Here is a 20762-nt window from a genome sequence, read left to right as displayed (position 1 = left end):
CCGTGGCCAAAGTTTGGCCACGGGGCGGGTGCTGTTTTCATTACATAAGGGCGCATTCCATAGGCACTCGCACCTGCCGCCCGCCTGTGCCCCTCATGCCCCCAGCATAAATACTGCTCCATACAGATTAAACAGCACGGCCATGCCACACAGCGTCTTTGCACCTGCGCCGGGCCGCCATGCAGGGCGGGCCATAAACCAGATAAGCAACCACGGGAACAGATCCACCATGTACCGCGCGCCGAACTGCCAGCCACCCAAGGTGCGGTGCATACAGGTTAGCGCCGTCAGCAGGGCACCGGCCGCTGCGATACACCACCCCGCCGCAGGCAGCGGCAGATTTTCCCGGCGCGGCTCGGCATGTCCGGACAAACTGACGGCCACACCACGCGACATGGCCAGCAGAAACAACGGGTTCGCCGCAAAGAACAAAAAGCCATTAAACTGTTCAAAATGCAGCTGTCCCTGTGCGTCCAGCGTGACAGGGCGCAGCAGCTGCCGCAGATTCGGCAGCAAGTAGTGCAGGCTGAACTGACCGTGCTCGGCGCGGGTGAACTCCGGCAGATAGTTGTGACCGAACTCCACCACGCTGCCGAACCGCACCCAGTTGTAGACCATCATGCACACAGCCACAGCCACAGCGGGCAGCAGGGCGGGGAGGAGGGCACGCACGCTGCGGGTTTTATACGCCCGCCACGCCATCCAACAAGCCAGCAGCAGCGCGTAAAATGGGCGGCAGCCCACAGCTAACGCCATACACAGCGAGGCCAGCGCCGCCTGCACCGCACCGCGCCCCTGCGCCCAATACAGCCCCCACACAGCGAACAGCAGCCCGCACAGCTGCGCCATAAACCACACGCCGTCGCTGGTGGACATCCAAAAAAGATTCGATCCCATGCTGACAAACACTGCAAAGTAGGCGCAGACGTCCGCCGACATGCCGCTGCGCATACAGCACAGGTAGACCCCCGCCGCGCACAGCAACGCCAGTTCCAGCATAATCAGTCCGCCCGGCAGTGCCTGCCAGCTGCCGAAGGCCGCCACAAACGGCAGCATCAGCACAGCGGGCACCGGCGGAAATGACTGGTAATACCGCCCGTTGTAAATCGCCAGCTCCAGCCACGGGTAATCCTCGCCGTTGGCAATGTAGTTGCGCCCTGCCAGCCAGTTTTCCGCCTGTAAGGCATAGCTGTTGTACGGCCCAGCCTGCATCAGCGTACCGCCTGCCAGACTGTGATACAATACCAGCGCAAGCACAAGGCAGACCAGCGTACCCAGCAGCGCGGCGGCGTGTTGTCGTTTTTTCATAGTTCCCCCACAAAAAAATACCCCGGCGCAGTACACCGGGGCAAAAGTCCATGTTTACTTCTTCTGCAATGCGCCCTGCAGCATAATGTCACCGAAGGAGAGCGCGTTGTACAGGCCCACCTTGTTGGCCTGACGGGCGATGCGCTCAGGCAGGGGCTTGCTCTCATCGGTGGAGAGCAGCACAATATGAACCTTATCGGCCACATCCACACCGTTCTCCTTCTTGGTGGAGAGCACCTGCAGATAGACAACGAACGGGTCCTTCATGGAACCATAGTAGATATCGTTGCCGCAGCGCACCAGCGGGCGGCCCTTATAGGTCAGTTTCGGGGTATATGCCATATCTGAAACCTTCTTTCCGTTTAGTCAATAATCTATTATAGCATAGATTTGCAGGAATTACAAATCCAATTTATCGCGTTCCACCTTTTCTTCGTTCAGGGCTACCTGCTCGGTCAGGATGCGCACCTTGCTGTCCAGCTGGCTGAGCTTGATGGACATAAAGAACTGCTTGGCCAGCAGCAAAAAGATGATAACTACATACACAAAGTTGATGGGGCTCATAAAACCCAGCAGATTTGCGGCCCAGTAGGCAATGCCGGGGAAGATGGCCAGAATCAGCAGCGCCGCGCTGAATAGCAGCCAGAAAATGGTATCCTCGATCTGGACCTTGGCCAGCCGGACACGCCGCAGGATATACCCCGCCGTGATAAAGCTGCCCAGAATCAGGCAGATGCGAATGAGCGTTTGATCAAACATTTCACAGGCTCCTTTCGGGGTAGGGGGTCTCGGTGTCGCGCTTGCGGAACCACTGAATCAGCAGAATCGAGACGGACATCTTGACCATATACTGCACGCTGCGCCAGAAGGTCAGGTAGCTCTGGCCCGCCATACGCTCGCCCATTTCCACCTGCACCTCCTTGACGGAAGCGCCATTTTTAATCAGGTAGCTGATGGTGTCCGGCTCCGGGCCGTAGTTTAGGTTCTGGGCAAATTCCTCCACCATGGCGCGGTTGAACATCCGCATACCGCTGGTGGGGTCGCAGATTGCGTGGCCGGTTGTCAGCCGGATGGACCAGCTGATGATGTAGCTGCCCACCATTCGCAGCGTCTTGGGCTTTTTCACGGTCAGGAAGCGGCTTCCGATGACAATATCGTTGCCCTCCTCCAGCGCCTCCAGCATAGGCTCAATGTATTCCGGCCTGTGCTGGCCGTCGGCGTCCATCTGCATGGCGCAGTCATAACCGTTCTCCGCCGCAAAGCGCAGCCCGGTCTGGAACGCGCCAGCCAGCCCCAGATTGACCGGCAAGTCAATCAGCCGGTAGCCGTGGGCGCGGCAGATAGCCGCCGTTTTGTCGCGGCTGCCGTCATTGACAACCACATAATCATACTGCGGGTAGTTTGTTGTCAGTTCCTTAACAACCTGAACAATGTTTGCTTCCTCGTTATGGGCGGGGATTACAATGAGTAATTTTGACATTTTAGCTCCTTTTGGCTGATTTTACGGCCTCCATCAGGGCAGCAAAGACGGCGTCCCATGTGAATTGGGCGCAAAGGGTATCATGGGCCTTTGCGGCGCGGGCGCTGGCCGCCGCGGGGTCGGCCAGCATCGTGTTCAGCCCGGCACGGATGGTGTCCGCGTCAGCCTTTTCCAGAAAGACGGCGCAGTCCTCGTCGGGCAGCAGCTCGCCGGTGCCTGCGGTGTGGGTTGTCACAATGGGGCAGCGGCAGGCCGCGGCCTCCAGCAGGGTGGTGGGAAAGCCCTCGGCGTACTCGGTGGGCAGACAGTAGACATCCGCCTGCGCCAGCAGCTGGACAATCTGGTCATGGGGCAGTGCGCCCAGCGCATGGATGGGCCCGCCCAGCGCGCCCAGCACGGCCTCCTCGGGGCCGGTGCCCGCCACCGCCAGCACACAGCCGGGAATGGTCTGCACGGCCTGTGCCAGCCGCAGCGCACCCTTTTCCGGGATAAGCCGCCCCACAAAGGCAACCAGCCTGCCGCCCTGCGGCACGTTCAGCCGTGCACGCCAGTCGATGGCGTTCTCGGCCCGGGCCAATCGTTCAAGCTCGCCGGGGTCAACCGCGTTGGGAAGTCGGCCCGCTGCACGGATGCCGAACGCTTGCAGCCACCGGCAGACATCGCCGGAGACGCCGTAGAAGGGGAACCCGCAGCGGCGGATGCTGCCGCAGGCCGCGTGCTCATAGAGCCTGCCCAGCGCCCCGGCCACACCGCCGTGCAGCATATAGCCGGTGGAGTGGTCGATGACCAGTGCCGGTATGCCGCGGTGCCTGCACTGCCGGGCCGCCCAGACGCTCTGGACGTACATCCGGGTCTGAATGACCGCAAAGTCGATGTCCTGCGCCCACAGCGCGGCATCGTCCGGGAAGGGCTTGAGCACCGGGAAGCGCCCGCCCATAACAGGGTAGGAGGGCAGACGGAATATTTCGATGCCGTCCGCGTCGGTTTCCCTCGCAGGCAGCCCCGGCAGGGATGCCGTGACCACAAGGGCCCGGTGCCCCGCTGCAATGCAGCGCCGCGCCAGATTCCACGTGTAGCGCTCGACCCCGCCCGGCGTGGGCAGATATTGGGTTGAAAAGAAGCAAAACGTCATAGATACGCCTTTTTATTTCGCAATAATTGCCAGCATTATGTTCACCACCACGCCGGCCTGCACAATGCCAAGGGTGGCCAGCAGGCGGGCCTGCGCAGCGTCCTCATCCTGGACAGCAGCCAGACGGCGGGGCAGACAGGTCAAAAGCAGTAGCGGCAGGATGGGCAGGAAATACCGCCCCTGCAGACCATACAGTGTCTCATAGCGGATGGGCGTCCACAGCAGGCAGCCTGCCACCGTCAGCAGACAGCAGAACACCGCCGCCGCGCAGCAGAATACACGCGCCTTGCCGGAGGGCTCCAGCGCCGCACCCTGCACAGGTAGTGCGGCATAGGCCAGCAGCAGATAGAGCACCGCAACCCAGCCCCACGCCAGATCCACCGTGTAGTAGCTCAGGCTGCCGCCGACCAGCGAACGGATGTAGTGGTCACCGTTTTCAACAGAACTGCGCACAAAAAGTAGCGCCGTATTCACCGGGTGGCGCAGGATGTAGCCCGGTGTATAGGTCAGCTTGTCGGCCTCCGCCACCGTGCTCTGGCTGCTGCGCACCGCACGGGCGGCTTCCACCTCCTGTGCAAGCACCGCGCGATCCAGTGTACCGCGGTCATCCATGGAGCCGACCTCTAGTCCCAGCGCCGCAAAGCGTTCCACACAGCTGTCCAGGTTGTAAAGCTGCTTGTAGGCCTGTTCGGCGCCGCCCTCCGCAAAATAGGGCAGATAGGCATCGGCATTGCCTGCGGTCACATCCGTGCCGAGCAGTGCGTAAGATGCCATCGTGAAGAACGCTTGTGCGTCGGTGTAGGAGCCCGCCTTTTCAGGCGAGAAAATAAAGCTCTGGCCCAACGTGGCCGGGCTGACATCCCCCTCCTGCAGGGCCTGCACCCAGAAGGCCACCTCGGCCGACGACGGGTTCGGATTGTTCTCCACGTAATAATATAACCGTTTTACGTAGTTTTCCAAGGCGTTTTCGTCGTCTGTCTCCGTTTCCTCGCTGGTCACACCTTCGGCAATTTGGCCTTTGTGCAGGATATCCGTCACCAGGCTGGTGTTCAGGGACAGCGCCAGCAGCAGGCAGGCGGCCAGATAGGCACACTTCTTTGCCTTGGCGTGGTGCCCCAGCCGTGCGCCGGGCACCACCAGCAGCAGCGCCGCCAACGGCAGATAAACCAGCTTACCGGGGGCCAGCAGCACACCGCAGAGCAGCAGCGCCGCCAGCCGGGCGGGGGAGAGGGCCTTGCGCTTTTCCGGGTCGAAGGCCGCATCCATCAACAGCGCCGTGAAGGCGAAGCAGAGCCCCAGCAGCGGGGCATCCCGGCTGAAGCTGGCCGCAAGGTGCAGCGTCATCGGCAGCAGCGCTGCCACGGCAAAGGCGCGCTTGCCGAAAGGAGCCACCCGAACCGCCAGTGCCGCCAGTGCGGCAAACAGCAAGAGATTGGCCAGCCGCCCCAGCAGCAACGCCGGGGCAAAGCCAAGATGCAAAAGGTACGTCAGAAATACCCCCGCCGTGCTTGCTAAGTAGAGCAGTGGGTTCTGGTCGGTCTGCAGCTCGTTATGCTTCTGATGGCTGTCAAAGGGCTCATCGGTGGTGGTGAACAGCTGCGAGGTAAAGGTCTCCCACGTAAAGACCGTGGTGTTCTCGTTCTGTAAATCGGCGTTTTCATCGCCCACGCGGCGGAAGCTGATGGTGATGGGCGTCTTGCCCATCCGCCATTCATCGCGGGAGAGGCTGTTGGCCCAGTGGCAGGCCATTGTAAAGCTCTGGTTGATGTGGTATTTTTCATCCGGGGCCGCGTAGGGCGGCAGAATGAAGCAGTACAGCAGCCCAAAGCCCAGCACCAGCGTAAACACAAGGCGGTGCAGCGCAATTTTTCCGGAGAGCACCGCCCAGACGGCAAACGCCGCCAGCACCGCCGCCAGTCCGCCGACGATCAGGAAGAACCTTGTCAGGTAGCCGCCGATGCGCTGGTAGGTAATCTGCATGGCCATTGTGCCATCAATGACATGGTCGCCAACCGTCATCTGCTCCCGCCAGAGCGCCACACCGTTACTGTGGCCAATGGCCAGAATGGCATCGGTGGCGTAATGCGGCGTGACCTCCAGCCGGTAGCGGCGGCCCACCTGCCCGGTCACAGCGGGATCCATACCCAGCGTTGTGTACTGGTCGGGCACAATGTAGTCCATCACGCCCTCCGACCGGGACAGCTCCTCGCCGGTGTCGGCATCCCGCAGCACCACATCCAGCGTGCCGCTGGGCTGCTCGCCCGGCAGGTAAAATTCAAGGCCTATCGTCAGAATATCCTTATCGTAGGTAAATTCCTGCGTGGCAGTCTCACCGTCATAGACAAGCTCTGCCCGCAGGAAATCGGTGATGATTTCGCTGCGGCCCTTGCCCGCATTGGGGCGGACCTCGGCCAGCCAAATCAGCACCACCGCCACAAGCAGCATGACCAGCGTGAGCAGCGCGGCCAGCAGTGGCTTACACTTTTTCTGCTTCATGAACACTCCTTACGTCAGGCCCTACAGCTCAACCTGAAACGTCTGCTGTACCGCGGTGCGCCAGCGGCCGTCACCGCGCAGGATTTTCTCCACCGCATCAGGCAGATGGACAAATTCGGTTTCATAGCTTACTCCTGCACAAGCCTGACGGGTGGGAAGTAGGTGTGGCCCCAGTACGTCTCCCATTCTTGCATCGTCAGGTCACTGTTGGTCACCTCAAAGGCAAACTCAGTCACAGGCTTGTCCAGACAAACCGCGTGGTTCATCGCAACGTCAAAAATATCCAGATAGAAGAAATATTGTCCCTCACCCAGAAGGCTTGGGTCAAATTCAAACACCGTGGTATAGAGCCGGCCTGGCTCGGCGGGGCCAAGGTCAACCGGGTGGGTAATGCCCACCGATGTCGAATCGCGTGCGCGAAGTTCCATCTTCATATGGATGCCCGAAAACGGTTCCGACACACGCCACGTGATTTTGACGCGCATCTTCTCGGTGTCGGCAAAGACACTCGACTCCTTACCGACAAAATCCAGCGTTTCCAGCCGGAGGCGCTTGCCTGCGCTGCCGGTCATACGGGCCACGTCGGCCAGCTCGTAATGCACCACGTTCACATCGGTAGTGTCCATATAGACCGCAACGGCCTTCTCGACGTCGCCGTCAAAAATGACCTTGCCCTTGTCCAGCACCACGCAGCGGGTGCAGAGCTGGCGGATGGTGGACATATTGTGGCTCACGTAGAGGACGGTGCGGCCGTCCTGATTGGCCACATCGCTCATCTTGCCCAGACATTTCTGCTGGAATTTCATATCGCCAACGGCCAGAACCTCGTCCATAACCATAATTTCGCTGTCAAGATGCGCCGCCACGGCGAAGGCCAGCTTGACAAACATACCGCTGGAATAGCGCTTGACCGGGGTGTCGATAAAATCGCCGCACTCGGAAAATTCGATAATCTGGGGCAACTTTGCGTCAATCTCGGCGCGGGTCATACCCAGAATTGCGCCGTTCATATAGATGTTCTCGCGGCCGGTCATTTCGTTGTTAAAGCCGGTGCCGACCTCGAGCATCGAGGCCACACGGCCGCGAATCCGGATTTCCCCCTCGGTGGGGGCAGTGATGCGGGACAGCAGCTTGAGCAGCGTGGACTTGCCCGCGCCGTTGCGGCCGATGATGCCCAGTGCCTCGCCCTGATAGACGGTCAGATCCACGCCGTTCAGCGCCATAAAGGTCTGGCCAAACAGCCGCTGGTCGGTGCCAATGACCGTGTTCGGGTCCTCCTTGCCGCGCACGCGGGCCCACCAGCTCTGCAAATCATGCGTCAGCGTGCCGCCGCCAATCTGGCCGAGCTTGTATTGCTTTTTCAGCCCCGAAACCTCGATGACAGGGCGTTTTTCAGTTGTAGACATAGTGTGCGCCCCTTTCTTACACGGTATCCATAAAGGTCTTTTCAATGCGGCTGAACAGCACCACGCCCAGCACCAGCGCCGCAAGGGTGAACACCAGACTGTACACGATGCCAAAGCCCGTGACCGTGCCGGTGCCCAGCGTAGCCATACGGAAAATCTCAATCGGGGAGGTCATCGGGTTGAGCTGGATAAGGATTTTCAGCCGGGGGGAGTTATCCAGCATCGACAGCGGGTAGACTACCGGGGAGGCATACATCCACAGCTGCACGCCAAAGCCCACGGCGATGGCCAAATCGCGGTACTTCGTGGTCAGCGAGGAGACGATGATGCCCACGCCAAGGCCCAGCAGCATAACCTCCAGCATAACGAAGGGTACCGCCAACACCCACAGCGTGAAGGTCACGCCGCTGCCGGTGGCAAAGAAGTACACCCAGAAAATCAGGTACATCGCCGCCTGAATCCCGAAGTTAATAAGGCTTGTCAGCACCTGACTGATGGGCATGGTCAAACGGGGGAAGTACACCTTGCCGAACACCTGCGAGTTGGTCACAAAAGTGTTGGCCGTGTTGTTGACGCAGTTGGCAAAGAAGGTCCACACTGTGTTGCCCGCCATATAAAACAGGAAGCCGGGCACGCCGTCGGTCGGCATATTGGCCATACCGCCGAACACAACGTTAAAGATAACGGTGGTGATAAGCGGGTTCAGGATAATCCACGCCGGGCCCAGAATCGTCTGCTTGTACAGCACGGTAAAATTGCGCTTGACGAACATCGTGACAAGGTCACGATAGCGCCAGAGCTCCTGCAGGTCAATGTCGAACCAGCCGGTGTGGGGGCGTATAATGGTGGTCCAGCCTTCATCGGCCGGGCGGGTGGTTTGCAAATTTTCAGCCATATCAATACCTGTTCCTTATGTGTAAATGTAAGGTTGCATAGTTATCCATAATAATAGTGCTATTTTACCACATATTGCGCAAAGAATCAACGTTTCACGCACAAGAGACCGGAAAAGCAGGGGAGGGCAAACGAAAAACCGGCCCATTGTTGGTGGGCCGGTGGCGTGCATTATTACAGCACCTTGGACAAAAATGCCTTCAGGCGCTCGTTTTCGGGGTTGGCAAAAAATTCCTTGGGGGGCTTGTCCACCTTGACAACGCCCTCATCAATAAAGATGATGCGGTTGGCAACCTCGCGGGCAAAGCCCATCTCATGGGTAACGCAGACCATCGTCATACCGCCGCGGGCCAGCTCCTTCATCAGCTCCAGCACCTCGCCGACCATCTCCGGGTCAAGTGCGGAGGTCGGCTCGTCAAACAGCAGTACATCAGGGTTCATGGCCAGCGCACGCACAATGGCAATGCGCTGTTTCTGGCCGCCGGACAGCATATTGGGGTAGGTGTCCGCCTTGTCGGCCAGACCGATGCGTCCCAGCAGCTCCATCGCTCTCTTGTCGGCCTCGTCCTGCTTCATCAGGCCCAGGCGCACCGGCGCCAGCGTGATGTTCTTCTTCACTGTCAGGTGGGGGAAGAGGTTGAAATGCTGGAACACCATGCCCATCTTCTGGCGCACGTGGTCAATGTCATGGTCGGTGACTTCCTTGCCATTGAAGATGATATGCCCGCCGTCCGGCTCCTCCAGATGGTTCAGGCAGCGCAGAAAGGTGGACTTGCCGCAACCGGAAGGGCCGACCAGCACAACGCAGTCGCCCTTGTTGATGGTCAGGTCCACGCCCTTGAGCACCTGCAGACCGCCGTAGCTCTTTTTCAGTCCTTTAACGTCTATCACTTTGTGCCAGCCTCCTCTCAAATTTTGCCAGCAGCGCGCTGAACAGCATAACCAGCACCAGATAGACGGCCGCAACGCCCAGCAAGGGGAACATAGGCTCGTAGGTGCGGTTCATAATGCCCTGCGCCGCATACAGCAGCTCCTTGCCGCCGATGACCGTAATCAGCGAAGAGTCCTTCAGCAGCATGATGAACTCATTGCCCAGCGCAGGCAGGATGGAGCGGATAGCCTGCGGGATGATGATTTCAAACATCGTGGTCATATAGTTAAGACCCAGGCTGCGCCCGGCCTCCATCTGGCCGGGGTCTACCGCCATCAGGCCGCCGCGGATGATTTCCGACACATACGCGCCGGAGTTGATGCCCAGCGCCAGCGCACCGACCATCGTGAAGTTGCGGCTGCTGGCAAAGACCACCATGCTCATAATCAGCAGCTGCACCATCATGGGCGTGCCGCGGATAACCGTGACATAGACCTTGGCAATGGCGTTGAACACACCCAGCACCAGGTTATGGTGGTGGGGCTTCTGCTGTGCATGGCCCACGCGAATCATAGCCACAATGGCGCCCAGCACAACGCCCAGCACCAGCGCAATGGCCGTGACCAGCAGGGTAGTGCCCACGCCCTTGATATACTGCTGCCAGCGGTCCGAATAAAGAAATGCCTGGTAGAATTTGACGAAGAAGTCCTGCCCAAAGCTCAGCTTCTGGCCGCTTTTAACCAGCTCTGAAAGCGCTTCAAACTGTGCCTCCATCCGCAACACAACCTTTCTTAGTATAGTGTATAGATTGAATCTGCCGGGATGTATATAGGGCGGCCTGACCTCAGGCCGCCGCGGCAGGGTGGGGCCACCCCGCCTTACATCCTGTTTTTTATTATAGCATAGTTACAGGGAAAACCACAATGTACAAAAGAAAAGCGCGCCGCGTTACCGGCGTGCCCTTCTGCTTGATGCAAAACGCGTTATTCAGCGGTGATGTACTTGTCCACGATGGCCTGCAGGGTGCCGTCCTGCTGCAGCTCCTCCAGTGCGCCGTTGATAGCATTCAGCAGCTCGGTGTTGCCCTTGGCAACGCCGATGGCATAATCCTCCTGCGCATAGGCAGTGTCCAGAATCTTCAGGCCGGGGTTAGCCTCCGCAAAGGCCTTGGCCGGGGCGTTGTCGATGACAACGGCGTCAACCTGACCATTGTTCAGAGCCTGCACAGCGGTCAGGCCGTCGTCGTAGGCGATAACGTTATCCTCGCCGAAATCATCGGTGCAGTAGATGTAGCCGGTGGTGCCGCGCTGGGTGCCGATGGCCTTGCCGGAAAGGTCATCCACGGTGGCAATGTCAGAGTCCTCGGGCACGATGATGGACTGGATGCCCTCGGCATAGGTGTCAGAGAAGTCCATAACCTTCAGGCGCTCGTCGGTGACGGTGACACCGGCCATAACCATATCGCTCTTGCCGTTCTGGGCGGCCAGCAGGGCAGCGTCAAAGTCCATATCGTCAATCTGCAGCTCCAGACCGAGCTTTTCGGCGACAGCGGCGGCGACATCAATGTCAATGCCCTCAAAGTCGCCGCTGTCGGTGGTCATCTCATACGGGGGGAAGGCGGCGTTGGTGGACATGGTCAGCTTGCCGGCGTTGACGGTGGTCAGCTCGGCAGCCTCGCCGGTGGCGGTCTCTTCGCTGGAAGCAGCCTCGGAGGAAGCGGCCTCGCTGGAGGCAGTGTCGGTGGAAGCGGAGCCGCCGCAGGCGGCCAGGCTCAGCATCATAGCGGAGCTGAGCATCAGAGCAGTGAGCTTTTTCATGTGATTTCCCTCTTATCTTATCTTTATAAAATGTAAAATACCGTGCCAGCCAAGCCCTCACTTGGCTGATGTATACAGTATAGTTGCATAAATATGTAAAGTCAATGAATATTTTGCAACTTCGGCGTTTTGTGTGCCCCGCGCAGGGGAGAACCCACTTTTTTGTGCAAACTGGCGGGGAAAAATTTTCTGCTTGACTTCCCACCCGGCTTGTGCTATAAATAACTTAACTTCATCCTGTACAAAGCCATGAGGCAGACAAACGGGGTGCAGTACACCACAACAGAGAGAACCGCCGTGAATCCTCACGTGCTGCAAGCGGTTTTGTTGGTGCCTGCTTCCTTACCACTGCCGAGCGCGGGGGCGAACCTCCGCCGGGCGCGGCCCGTTACAGCCTACGTGAGTGGTGCTTACCTTATATATTAGGATATATAGGCAGGCGCAATCTGGGTGGAACCGTGGAGCTTTTATATGCTTCATCCCTTTTGAACGCGAGGGGTGAAGCATTTTTTATTTATCCAACAGCAAAAGGAGCGTATCACAATGAAGATCATCTACAAAGACGGCACTGTTGCCGAGTGCCCGCAGGAAGAGGAACTGCACGTTCTGCGCCACACGGCTGCCCATATCATGGCACAGGCCATCAAGCGCCTGTATCCGCAGGCTGATTTCGCCTTCGGCCCCGCCACTGAAAACGGCTTCTACTATGACGTTGACCTCGGCGATACCAAGCTGACCGACGAGGATCTGGCCGCCATCGAGAAAGAGATGAAGAAGATTTGTAAGGAAAATCTTCCCATCAAGCCGTTCATCCTGCCCCGCGATGAGGCCGTCAAGCTGATGGAGGAGCGCCAGGAGCATTACAAGATCGAGCATATGGCCGATCTGGCTGACGAGACCGAGTTCAGCTTCTTCCAGCAGGGCGAGTACGTCGATATGTGCATCGGACCCCACCTGACCTACACCAAGGCGCTGAAGGCGTTCAAGATCACCCAGCAGTCCGGCGCTTACTGGAAGAACGATAAAGAGAACAAGATGCTGACCCGCATCAACGGCGTTGCCTTCCACAATCAGGAGGAGCTGGACGCCTGGGAGAAGCAGCAGCAGGAGGCCCGCGAGCGCGACCACCGCAAGATTGGCAAGGAAATGCGCCTGTTCATGACCGATGATCTGGTCGGTCGCGGCCTGCCGATGTTCCTGCCCAACGGCTACACCGTCTGGCAGCAGCTGGAGGATTATATTAAGGGCAAGGAGCGCGAGCGCGGCTATCTGCACGTTATGACCCCCTGCATCGGCACTGTGAACCTGTACAAGACCTCCGGCCACTGGGATCACTACCGTGAGAATATGTTCCCTGCGATGGAGATGGAGGGCGAGAGCTATGTTCTGCGCCCGATGAACTGCCCCCATCACATGATGATCTACGCCAACCAGCCGCACAGCTACCGTCAGCTGCCCATCCGCATCGGCGAGATTGCCCATGACTTTCGCTATGAGTCCTCCGGCACGCTGAAGGGCATTGAGCGCGGCCGTCACTTCTGCCAGAACGACGCCCACCTGTTCTGCACGCCCGAGCAGATCAAGAGCGAGGTTGCCGATGTCTGCGCGCTGATTTTTGACGTTTACAAGGACTTCAACATCACCGATTACCGCTGTGTGCTGTCCCTGCGTGACCCCGCCGACAAGAAGAAGTACCATGACGATGACGCCATGTGGAACCATGCCGAGAACGCCCTGCGCGAGGTTCTGACCGAGCTGGGCATCCACTTCACCGAGGAAATCGGCGAGGCTGCCTTCTATGGCCCGAAGCTGGACGTCAACGTCAAGCCTGCTGTCGGTGCTGAGTACACGCTGTCCACCTGCCAGCTGGACTTCTGCCTGCCCGCCAAGTTCCACCTGACCTATGTGGACAAGGACGGCAGCGAAAAGACCCCCGTCGTGCTGCACCGCGCCATCCTCGGCTCTCTGGACCGTTTCATGGCCTACCTGATTGAGGAGACCAAGGGCCGCTTCCCGACCTGGCTGGCCCCCACGCAGGTCAAGGTGCTGCCGGTCAGTGAAAAGACGCTGGACTACGCCAAGGAGGTCGCCGCCAAGCTGCAGGCCGCCGGTGTCCGCGTAGTGCTGGACGAGTCCAACGAGAAGATTGGCTACAAGATTCGTCAGGCACAGCAGGTCGACCGCGTGCCCTATATGCTGGTTTTGGGTGCTAAGGAGGTCGAGGCCAACAACATCAGCGTGCGTGACCGCAAGGGCGACACCACCACGATGGAGCTGGACGCCTTCATTGCTCAGGTCGTTGACGAGATCAAAACTCGCAAGAATAACAGCCAGTAAGCTGTAAACAGAATTGCCACCGCGGTAGCCAAGCTGCGGTGGCAATTTTATGTTTATGTGCAGATTTTGCTGGGCGAGCACCGCGGCAGGCGGGTGCTTGCGGAAGGTCGGGCCCCTCATCCGGCGCTTTGCGCCACCTTCTCCCGCAGGAGAAGGCATTTTGGCTTCCCCTGCGGGGGAAGCTGTCACCGAAGGTGACTGATGAGGGCCAGCCTCATCTTAAAATGCCGTTTGCCTTCACACCCCGCGCCGGGCTTTGCGGCGGTACTCTGTAGGGCCGCAGCCGTACACCTGCCGGAAGGCTCGGGCAAAGTAGCTGGCATCCTGAAAACCGCACTGCAGCGCAATTTCCGCCACTTGCAGGCCGGTACTACACAGCAGCTCCGCTGCCCGCTGGGCACGCTGCTCCCGCAGGTACTGGTTCGGCGTTGTACCGATCATATCGTGGAAGCACCGCAGACATTCGCTGGGGCTGATAGCGGCGCTGGCGGCAATTTGATCGACCGAGACATCCTCGGCATAGTGCTCCTGAATGAATTGCAGCATCGTCTTGATGCGGTCGGCGCTGCGCAGTGCCTTTTTGGGCATAGCCTGCACCGCCGGGGCGCGGGTTACCAGCTGGTACATCATTTCCGACAGTGCTGCGCGGGTTTTGAACTCATACCCCGGCACCTCGTTCACGACGGCGCGGAACGCACGCTCCATATTTTCCATCGTTTCACGCTGCCAATCCACCTGTGGGCGCAACACGGCACAGGGGCGGCTGGGGTCTGTCAGCAGCGGCTGCAGATATTTCTGCCAGAAAACGCTGTCCGGGCTGCCGCCCACCAGCCGCGGGTGAAACACCATGCTGTGCAGGCGGCAGGGCCCGGCGTTCAGCGGCCAGTCCCCATGCAGCACCCCCGCGTTGATAAACAATCCCTCGCCCACGGTCAGCCGGTACTTTTCCCCGGCTGCGGTGGCCAGTATCGTGCCCTCGCTGACCAGCAGGACCTCCAGTTCCTCATGCCAGTGCCACGGCACAGGCTCTGCCTGCAAATCATCGTGGTAGCAGGCGATGGGGAAGGCCGGGGTTCCGTGCTTCAGCAGTTCTCTTGCGGAATCGTCCGTAACCGTTCTGCACGTCGAAAGTGCCATGTCCTGCTTTCCCTCCTGTTTTTGGCGAAATTGTACCGGCATTTTGGGGATTTTATCGCACAATTTCGCCACATTTGATGATATAATCATAGTATCATCGCTACAGAAAGTCAAGAGGGATTTCTTATGGTATCTATGCTTTTGCCAGTTATCTATCTGGCGTTCATCAGTCTGGGCCTGCCGGATGCACTGCTGGGTGCGGCCTGGCCGTCCATGTATGCCCCGCTTGGCGCAGGGGTGTCCTGGGCCGGGGGCGTGTCCATGATTATCTCTGCCGGGACCATCGTGTCCAGCCTGGCCAGTGACTGGCTCAACGGCCGCCTTGGCACCGGCAAGGTCACCGCGCTCAGTGTTGCCACAACCGCGGTGGCGCTGTTCGGCTTCTCCACCTGTTCCCAGTTCTGGCAGCTCTGCGTCTGGGCCATTCCCTATGGTCTGGGCGCCGGCAGTGTGGACGCCGCGCTGAACAACTACGTAGCCTTGCACTACGAAAGCCGCCACATGAGCTGGCTGCATTGTATGTGGGGTCTGGGCGCCGCGGGCGGCCCGGTCATTATGGGTTGGGCACTGGCAGGCGGCAGCTGGCAGAGTGGCTACCGCATCATCTCGATTCTGCAAATCGTGCTGACGGCCGTCATCGTGTTCAGTCTGCCGCTGTGGAAAACCCCTGCGGAGGCCGCGGGCGAGGATTTCACCCCCGAACACCGTACCCTGCCGCAGCTGCTGAAGGTTCCCGGCGTGCCGGAGGTGCTCTGCTGCTTTGCCTGTTATTCCGGCGTTGAGACGGTCACCGGCATGTGGGCTGCCAGCTACTGCACGCTGGTACGCGGTCTGGACGCCGTAACCGCCGCCAGCTGGGCCAGCCTGTTCTATGCAGGCATCACCATCGGGCGATTTTTAAGCGGTTTCCTGACGATGAAGTTCAACGACCACCAGATGATCCGCCTGGGGCAGGCACTCATTGCCGTGGGCATTGCGCTGGTGCTTCTTCCGGGCAATGCACTGCTGCTGGTGGGCCTTGTCACCATTGGGCTTGGCTGCGCGCCGATTTACCCCAGCATCATCCACGAGACACCCGCCAACTTCGGCAAAAGTCTGAGCATGGCCATGACCGGGGTGCAGATGGCTGCGGCCTACACCGGCACCACGCTGCTTTCGCCGCTGTTCGGCGTGCTGGCGCAGAATATCACCATGCAGCTCTACCCGTTTTTCCTGCTTCTCATGCTGGTGCTGATGGCAGTTCTGTCTGAGCAGCTCCACAAAAAGACCGCCGCAAGACGGGCAGAAAATTCGTAAGGCCGTTGCCTTCCCCTGCAGAGGAAGGCACACTTTATTTTCACCAACCACTGTTCTTTTGTTGTAATATCCTGTATAATGGTGTAAATAAGGAGGTGTCCATCATGCAAAAATGCAGCTTATGCGGCGGGCGGGTTGTCAATGGCCGGTGTGAGGAATGTGGCTTGCCCATTCCTCCCGAGCACACCTACACCCTGCGCGGCGAGAGCGCCCACTATCACCGCGTCAACGGCGAGGATGTCCTGCACCGCGTGCGTCCCCAGGGCGGCCGCCCCGATGTGGAGGGCTACGCCGAGGAGGAGCGCACCGCCCACGTCCATGAAAGCGGCTCCGACCGGCACGAGGCACCGCGCGCCGTTGTGCGCACCGTCCGCCGTGCCGGGATACGCACCGCCAAGCGTACAGCCACTGCCGCATGGAGTCTTATCACGGCGGCGCTATTCCTGCTGCTGCCCGCCCTCTATCTCTTGCTGCAGCGCAGCACATCCGCCCCTATCCCCGAGCCCGAGGAACAGGCAATAGAGGCCTACAGCAACGCCTATGACGATCTGCGCGGCACTGTACCCGCCGCAGGTGCGGACTGGGACGGCGACCTGACTGCGGGCCTGTACACCGTAGGGCAGGATCTGCCCGAGGGCACCTACACCATCCAGTGTGCCGAGAGCAATACATCCATTGACCTGCACATCGTCAGCGATGAGCACGGTGTTGAAATCTACGAGGATCTGTCCACAAACGGCTATGACGCCAGCGACAGTGAGCGGGACGATGTGCCGCTGCCGTCAGGTACTGTGCTGTTTCTGAGCGGCAATGGCACACTGTACTTCCACAGCAGCAACGCCCAGGTCGATGCGCTGCCCGCTGAGACCGCCCCCAATCCGGTGGTCGGCGATGCGGCATACACCCTCAGCGGCAGCGATGAGAGCCTGTATCTTCTGGTCGGGGAGGACATTGAGCCGGGTGTCTACGATGTGACCTGCACGGCGGGCACCGGATATTTTTCCTTTGTCCTGCCGATGGAGAACACCCGCACGATGTACTGCAGCGCATGGCTCTACGGCGACCCCGACTATGTCGATACGCTCCGCCACATCACCCTGACCGAGGACACCGAGGTCACGCTCTCCAATTACAGCGATATGGATTTTACCGTGACGCTGACCCCCAGTGAAACGGTGTATGTGCATGAATAAAAAAACGGCCACTCAAAAATGAGTGGTCGATTTTTTTATAGCGTTGCAGGGGCGGACCTGTCCGGCCCTGCCGTGCGGTTGCAATCACACCTTCTGCCGCAATTTCTCCACTTCTTCCTCCGTCAGCTCCCGCCATTGGCCGGGGGCCAGTGCGGCATCCAGCACCACGCCGCCGATGCTCTGCCGGTGCAGGGCATTCACGCCTGCTCCAAACACGCCGAACATCCGCTTAATCTGGTGGTAGACACCCTGCCGCAGCGTGACCAGCACAGTCAGACCATTACCGTTCAGCGGCTCCACGCCCGCGGGGGTCATTGTTTCGCCGTCCGCCAGCGTCACCCCCGCCGCAAAGCCGCGGCGCATCTCCTCGGTCAGCGGGGTGTCGAGCGTAACAACATACTGCTTCTCCACGTGGTGAGCAGGGGAGAGGATGTCATGCGCCAGTGCACCGTCGTCGGTCAGCAGCACAAAGCCGGTGCTGGTCTTGTCCAGCCGCCCGGCGGGGAACAGCTCCCGCCGCGGAAAGTCCGCCGCGACCAGATCCACCACAGTGGTATCTTTTTTGTCACGGCTGGCGCTGACAACGCCCTCCGGCTTGTTCAGCATAATATAAACAAATTTCTGGTATGCACCCGCCAGCGGCGTGCCGTCCAGCGCAACCTCGGCCGTATGCTCGTCAAGCTGGGTGTCCGCCTTGCGGCAGACCATGCTCCCCACCATGACGCGGCCCTTCGTCACGGCCTTGCGGCTCTCGCTGCGGGTCATACCGGTGCGCTCCGCCAGGTACTTGTCCAACCGCATCATGCTTCGTGCTCCAATGTGATGGCCGCCGTTTTGCCGCGAGTTGCCTTGATGAGGTCCTGCGGGGCACACTCAATCTGGGTGCCAATGCGCCCGCCGGAAACCAGCATTGTCTCCTGTGTCAGACAGCTCTCGTCATAGACGGTCACGAACTGTTTTTTCATGCCCACCGGGCTGCAGCCGCCGCGGATGTAGCCGGTGACCTTGTTGATGTCCGCCACGTGAATCATCGCCACGCTCTTGACGCCCGCGGCCTTGGCGGCTTTTTTCAAATCCAGCTCGGCCAGCACCGGCACCACAAAAACATAGTAGTTGCGGTCTGCGCCCTGCGTTACCAGCGTCTTGAACACCTTGGCCGGGTCCTGCCCGGTCAGCCGCGCCACATTGGCGCCGTCCACGGCCTGCCCCTCCTCATGGGGGTATTCATGCGCCGTGTAGGCCACCTTGGCCCGTTCCAGCATACGCATTGCGTTGGTTTTTGCTTCTTTTGCCATATTTTTAGCTCCTATATATTGTGCTGTAGGGGCCGGGCGGGCCCGGCCCTGCGTCTCTGCCTGTCGGTTTGCCTCGGATACCTTCCTATTATAAATCCCCCCAACAATTTTCGCAAGAGGGGTTGACTTTAGCGCTTTAAAGTGTTAGAATACCGTCATTGAGAAATATAAGCCGTGTAAGAGATAGGAGAACACCAAAATGATTATCGTACTGAAACAACACGCCCCCGCTGACAAGGTGCAGGCATTCTGCAAGGAACTGAACAGCATGGGCTACCAGATTAACGATTCCGTCGGCAGCGACACCCACATTCTGGGCCTGATTGGCGATACCAAGGCTCTGGCTGAGAGCTGGGTGCTGGCCAACCCGGTGGTTGAAACCTGCCGCCGCGTGTCCGAACCGTACAAGAAAGCCAACCGCAAGTTCCACCCGGATGATACCGTTGTGGACGTGGGCGGGCACAAAATCGGCGGCGGCTATTTTGCCGTGATGAGCGGCCCCTGCAGCGTCGAGAGCAAGGAGCAGATTACCTACGTGGCCCAGCGTGTGCAGGCCGCCGGTGCCAGCATCCTGCGCGGCGGCGCGTTCAAGCCCCGCACCAGCCCCTACAGCTTCCAGGGTCTGCGCGCCGAGGGTCTGGAGCTGCTGCAGGAGGCCCGCAAAGTCACCGGCCAGCCCATCGTGACCGAGCTGATGGACAACGAGCACATCCCGCTGTTCCTCGATGCCAAGGTCGATATGATTCAGATTGGTGCGCGCAATATGCAGAACTTTGAGCTGCTGAAGGCGGTTGGCAAGCTGAATGTGCCGGTTCTGCTCAAACGCGGCCTCTCCTCCACGCTGGAGGAGCTGGTCATGAGCGCCGAGTACATCATGGCCGAGGGCAACCCCAACGTGGTTCTGTGTGAGCGCGGCATCCGCACCTTTGAGACGAGCATGCGCAACACACTGGATATTTCCGCTGTGCCTATGCTGAAAAAGATGACCCATCTGCCGGTTGTCATTGACCCCAGCCACGCCGCAGGCATTGCCTTTATGGTGCCCGCGCTGGCGCAGGCTGCCGTGGCAGTCGGCGCGGACGGCCTGATGATTGAGACGCACAATGACCCCGCCAAGGCCAAGAGTGACGGCGCCCAGAGCCTGACCCCCGACCAGTTTGATAACCTGATGAAAACCATTAAGCCCGAGCTGGAATTCTTCGGCAAGACGCTGAATTAACGCACTTTTTCACTGCAGCGGCAAACCGTAAACCGCACATTCGGCCCATTCCGGCCTATCAAAACAGCGACTGCCTGAATTCGGGCAGCCGCTGCTTTATTTCTGCTATTTACTTTTTGTACAGCTTCTTCCGCTGCTGGTGGGCGGCAATCTTGATATACACCGGGCGCGGCAGGAACCGGCCCAGCGTCATACCGGCGGCTACCAGCGGGCCGGGCACAATGACCGTCCTGCGGCGGGCCATACCGTCCAGCGCACAGCGCACGCAGTATTCCGGCGTGATGCCCCGCAGGGCAAACTCCACGTTGGCCACCGCGTTGAACTCGGTGTTCACCGGCCCGGGGCAGAGGCACCCCACATAGACCGGGCTGCGGCTCTCCTTCAGCTCCCGCGCCAGCGCGCTTGTCAGGCTGACAACGTAGGCCTTTGTCGCGTAGTAGGTGGCCATATAGGGGCCAGCCGGCATCAGCCCCGCACAGGAGCCAACGTTCAACAGCGCGCCGAAGCCCTGCTTATAGAGCTTTTGGCCGATTTTCTTTGTCAGGATGTGTAAAGCCCGGATGTTGACCGAAATCATATCCAGATCCTTGTCCAGCTCGGTCTGCAAAAACGGCCCGCAGTCGCCAAAGCCCGCGTTGTTGATGAACAAATCCACCCGGCGGTTTTCCAGCGCATTGACCAGGCGCAGGCACTCGCTTTTCTTGGAGAGATCGGCGGTCATAATCTCGCAGACCGATGTCAGCTGGTTGGACAGCTTTTCCAGCCGGTCGGCGCGGCGCGCCACCAGCAGCAGATTATAGCCGCGGGCCGACAGCTGCCGCGCAAACTCTGCGCCAATACCGGAGCTGGCACCTGTGATTACTGCAAATTTAGGCATAAGG

19 protein-coding genes are annotated in these 20762 nt (G+C 59.5%); 4 read left to right on the top strand and 15 right to left on the bottom strand.

Going from position 1 to position 20762, the window contains the following annotated elements:
• Window positions 1-93 precede the first annotated feature (93 nt).
• The 11 genes from NE623_RS03680 to NE623_RS03630 form a co-directional block, all read right to left on the bottom strand.
• Entirely contained in the window at window positions 94-1308 is a 1215-nt protein-coding gene (locus NE623_RS03680; RefSeq protein ID WP_256271615.1) for a hypothetical protein, read from the bottom strand.
• Between the two features lie 54 nt (window positions 1309-1362).
• Window positions 1363-1650: a hypothetical protein gene (locus NE623_RS03675; protein ID WP_256271616.1), complete on the bottom strand. Its 288-nt coding sequence runs from the start codon at window positions 1648-1650 to the stop codon at window positions 1363-1365.
• A gap of 57 nt (window positions 1651-1707) precedes the next feature.
• Window positions 1708-2067, bottom strand: coding sequence for a DUF2304 domain-containing protein (locus NE623_RS03670; RefSeq protein ID WP_256271617.1), 360 nt, complete (start codon window positions 2065-2067; stop codon window positions 1708-1710).
• Window position 2068: 1 nt separating this feature from the next.
• Entirely contained in the window at window positions 2069-2788 is a 720-nt protein-coding gene (locus NE623_RS03665; protein WP_256271618.1) for a glycosyltransferase family 2 protein, read from the bottom strand.
• A gap of 1 nt (window position 2789) precedes the next feature.
• On the bottom strand, window positions 2790-3920 hold the full coding sequence (locus tag NE623_RS03660) for a glycosyltransferase family 4 protein (protein WP_256271619.1): 1131 nt from the start codon (window positions 3918-3920) through the stop codon (window positions 2790-2792).
• Between the two features lie 12 nt (window positions 3921-3932).
• Complete coding sequence (locus tag NE623_RS03655; protein WP_256271620.1) at window positions 3933-6416, bottom strand: DUF2142 domain-containing protein; 2484 nt, start codon at window positions 6414-6416, stop codon at window positions 3933-3935.
• Between the two features lie 128 nt (window positions 6417-6544).
• Window positions 6545-7822, bottom strand: coding sequence for an ABC transporter ATP-binding protein (locus tag NE623_RS03650; RefSeq protein WP_256271621.1), 1278 nt, complete (start codon window positions 7820-7822; stop codon window positions 6545-6547).
• Window positions 7823-7838: 16 nt separating this feature from the next.
• A complete protein-coding gene (locus tag NE623_RS03645) occupies window positions 7839-8717 on the bottom strand; it encodes an ABC transporter permease (protein WP_256271622.1) in 879 nt (292 codons plus the stop codon).
• A 173-nt stretch (window positions 8718-8890) separates the two neighbouring features.
• Entirely contained in the window at window positions 8891-9607 is a 717-nt protein-coding gene (locus NE623_RS03640) for an amino acid ABC transporter ATP-binding protein (RefSeq protein WP_256271623.1), read from the bottom strand.
• Window positions 9594-10361 carry an amino acid ABC transporter permease gene (locus tag NE623_RS03635; RefSeq protein ID WP_256271624.1) on the bottom strand — a complete coding sequence of 256 codons (768 nt, stop codon included), beginning with the start codon at window positions 10359-10361 and terminating at the stop codon, window positions 9594-9596. Before NE623_RS03635 ends, NE623_RS03640 begins: the two co-directional genes overlap by 14 nt.
• Window positions 10362-10570: 209 nt before the next feature.
• Entirely contained in the window at window positions 10571-11404 is an 834-nt protein-coding gene (locus NE623_RS03630; protein WP_256271625.1) for an ABC transporter substrate-binding protein, read from the bottom strand.
• 543 nt (window positions 11405-11947) lie between these two features.
• On the opposite strand from NE623_RS03630, the gene thrS reads away from it, so the two are divergent.
• On the top strand, window positions 11948-13741 hold the full coding sequence (thrS, locus tag NE623_RS03625; RefSeq protein WP_256271626.1) for a threonine--tRNA ligase: 1794 nt from the start codon (window positions 11948-11950) through the stop codon (window positions 13739-13741).
• 237 nt (window positions 13742-13978) lie between these two features.
• On the opposite strand, the gene NE623_RS03620 is transcribed toward thrS, so the two are convergent.
• Window positions 13979-14878 carry an AraC family transcriptional regulator gene (locus tag NE623_RS03620; protein WP_256271627.1) on the bottom strand — a complete coding sequence of 300 codons (900 nt, stop codon included), beginning with the start codon at window positions 14876-14878 and terminating at the stop codon, window positions 13979-13981.
• 126 nt (window positions 14879-15004) lie between these two features.
• On the opposite strand from NE623_RS03620, the gene NE623_RS03615 reads away from it, so the two are divergent.
• The gene (locus tag NE623_RS03615) at window positions 15005-16174 is read left to right on the top strand and encodes an MFS transporter (protein ID WP_256271628.1); all 1170 of its coding nucleotides are present in this window, start codon (window positions 15005-15007) and stop codon (window positions 16172-16174) included.
• A gap of 104 nt (window positions 16175-16278) precedes the next feature.
• Window positions 16279-17367 carry a zinc ribbon domain-containing protein gene (locus tag NE623_RS03610; protein WP_256271629.1) on the top strand — a complete coding sequence of 363 codons (1089 nt, stop codon included), beginning with the start codon at window positions 16279-16281 and terminating at the stop codon, window positions 17365-17367.
• Window positions 17368-17451: 84 nt separating this feature from the next.
• Here the strand turns inward: NE623_RS03610 and NE623_RS03605 are convergent, their stop codons facing one another.
• On the bottom strand, window positions 17452-18168 hold the full coding sequence (locus NE623_RS03605) for a pseudouridine synthase (RefSeq protein ID WP_256271835.1): 717 nt from the start codon (window positions 18166-18168) through the stop codon (window positions 17452-17454).
• Window positions 18168-18662 (bottom strand): Cys-tRNA(Pro) deacylase, encoded by a 495-nt coding sequence (gene ybaK, locus NE623_RS03600; protein WP_256271630.1) that lies wholly within the window; start codon window positions 18660-18662, stop codon window positions 18168-18170. Before ybaK ends, NE623_RS03605 begins: the two co-directional genes overlap by 1 nt.
• Before the next feature lie 199 nt (window positions 18663-18861).
• Between ybaK and aroF the strand changes: the two genes are divergently transcribed.
• Complete coding sequence (aroF, locus tag NE623_RS03595) at window positions 18862-19881, top strand: 3-deoxy-7-phosphoheptulonate synthase (protein WP_256271631.1); 1020 nt, start codon at window positions 18862-18864, stop codon at window positions 19879-19881.
• 109 nt (window positions 19882-19990) lie between these two features.
• On the opposite strand, the gene NE623_RS03590 is transcribed toward aroF, so the two are convergent.
• Window positions 19991-20758 carry an SDR family NAD(P)-dependent oxidoreductase gene (locus NE623_RS03590; RefSeq protein WP_256271632.1) on the bottom strand — a complete coding sequence of 256 codons (768 nt, stop codon included), beginning with the start codon at window positions 20756-20758 and terminating at the stop codon, window positions 19991-19993.
• Window positions 20759-20762 lie beyond the last annotated feature (4 nt).

The organism is Gemmiger formicilis (assembly GCF_024462815.1).
Classification (GTDB): domain Bacteria; phylum Bacillota; class Clostridia; order Oscillospirales; family Ruminococcaceae; genus Gemmiger.
This window is presented reverse-complemented; position numbering and strand designations above follow the sequence as displayed.

Excerpts from the sequence above, each read along its gene's own strand:
- NE623_RS03680 (WP_256271615.1), bottom strand. The coding sequence starts at position 1,308 with ATGAAAAAACGACAACACGCCGCCGCGCTGCTGGGTACGCTGGTCTGC.
- NE623_RS03675 (WP_256271616.1), bottom strand. The coding sequence starts at position 1,650 with ATGGCATATACCCCGAAACTGACCTATAAGGGCCGCCCGCTGGTGCGC.
- NE623_RS03670 (WP_256271617.1), bottom strand. The coding sequence starts at position 2,067 with ATGTTTGATCAAACGCTCATTCGCATCTGCCTGATTCTGGGCAGCTTT.
- NE623_RS03665 (WP_256271618.1), bottom strand. The coding sequence starts at position 2,788 with ATGTCAAAATTACTCATTGTAATCCCCGCCCATAACGAGGAAGCAAAC.
- NE623_RS03660 (WP_256271619.1), bottom strand. The coding sequence starts at position 3,920 with ATGACGTTTTGCTTCTTTTCAACCCAATATCTGCCCACGCCGGGCGGG.
- NE623_RS03655 (WP_256271620.1), bottom strand. The coding sequence starts at position 6,416 with ATGAAGCAGAAAAAGTGTAAGCCACTGCTGGCCGCGCTGCTCACGCTG.
- NE623_RS03650 (WP_256271621.1), bottom strand. The coding sequence starts at position 7,822 with ATGTCTACAACTGAAAAACGCCCTGTCATCGAGGTTTCGGGGCTGAAA.
- NE623_RS03645 (WP_256271622.1), bottom strand. The coding sequence starts at position 8,717 with ATGGCTGAAAATTTGCAAACCACCCGCCCGGCCGATGAAGGCTGGACC.
- NE623_RS03635 (WP_256271624.1), bottom strand. The coding sequence starts at position 10,361 with ATGGAGGCACAGTTTGAAGCGCTTTCAGAGCTGGTTAAAAGCGGCCAG.
- NE623_RS03630 (WP_256271625.1), bottom strand. The coding sequence starts at position 11,404 with ATGAAAAAGCTCACTGCTCTGATGCTCAGCTCCGCTATGATGCTGAGC.
- thrS (WP_256271626.1), top strand. The coding sequence starts at position 11,948 with ATGAAGATCATCTACAAAGACGGCACTGTTGCCGAGTGCCCGCAGGAA.
- NE623_RS03620 (WP_256271627.1), bottom strand. The coding sequence starts at position 14,878 with ATGGCACTTTCGACGTGCAGAACGGTTACGGACGATTCCGCAAGAGAA.
- NE623_RS03615 (WP_256271628.1), top strand. The coding sequence starts at position 15,005 with ATGGTATCTATGCTTTTGCCAGTTATCTATCTGGCGTTCATCAGTCTG.
- NE623_RS03610 (WP_256271629.1), top strand. The coding sequence starts at position 16,279 with ATGCAAAAATGCAGCTTATGCGGCGGGCGGGTTGTCAATGGCCGGTGT.
- NE623_RS03605 (WP_256271835.1), bottom strand. The coding sequence starts at position 18,168 with ATGCGGTTGGACAAGTACCTGGCGGAGCGCACCGGTATGACCCGCAGC.
- ybaK (WP_256271630.1), bottom strand. The coding sequence starts at position 18,662 with ATGGCAAAAGAAGCAAAAACCAACGCAATGCGTATGCTGGAACGGGCC.
- aroF (WP_256271631.1), top strand. The coding sequence starts at position 18,862 with ATGATTATCGTACTGAAACAACACGCCCCCGCTGACAAGGTGCAGGCA.
- NE623_RS03590 (WP_256271632.1), bottom strand. The coding sequence starts at position 20,758 with ATGCCTAAATTTGCAGTAATCACAGGTGCCAGCTCCGGTATTGGCGCA.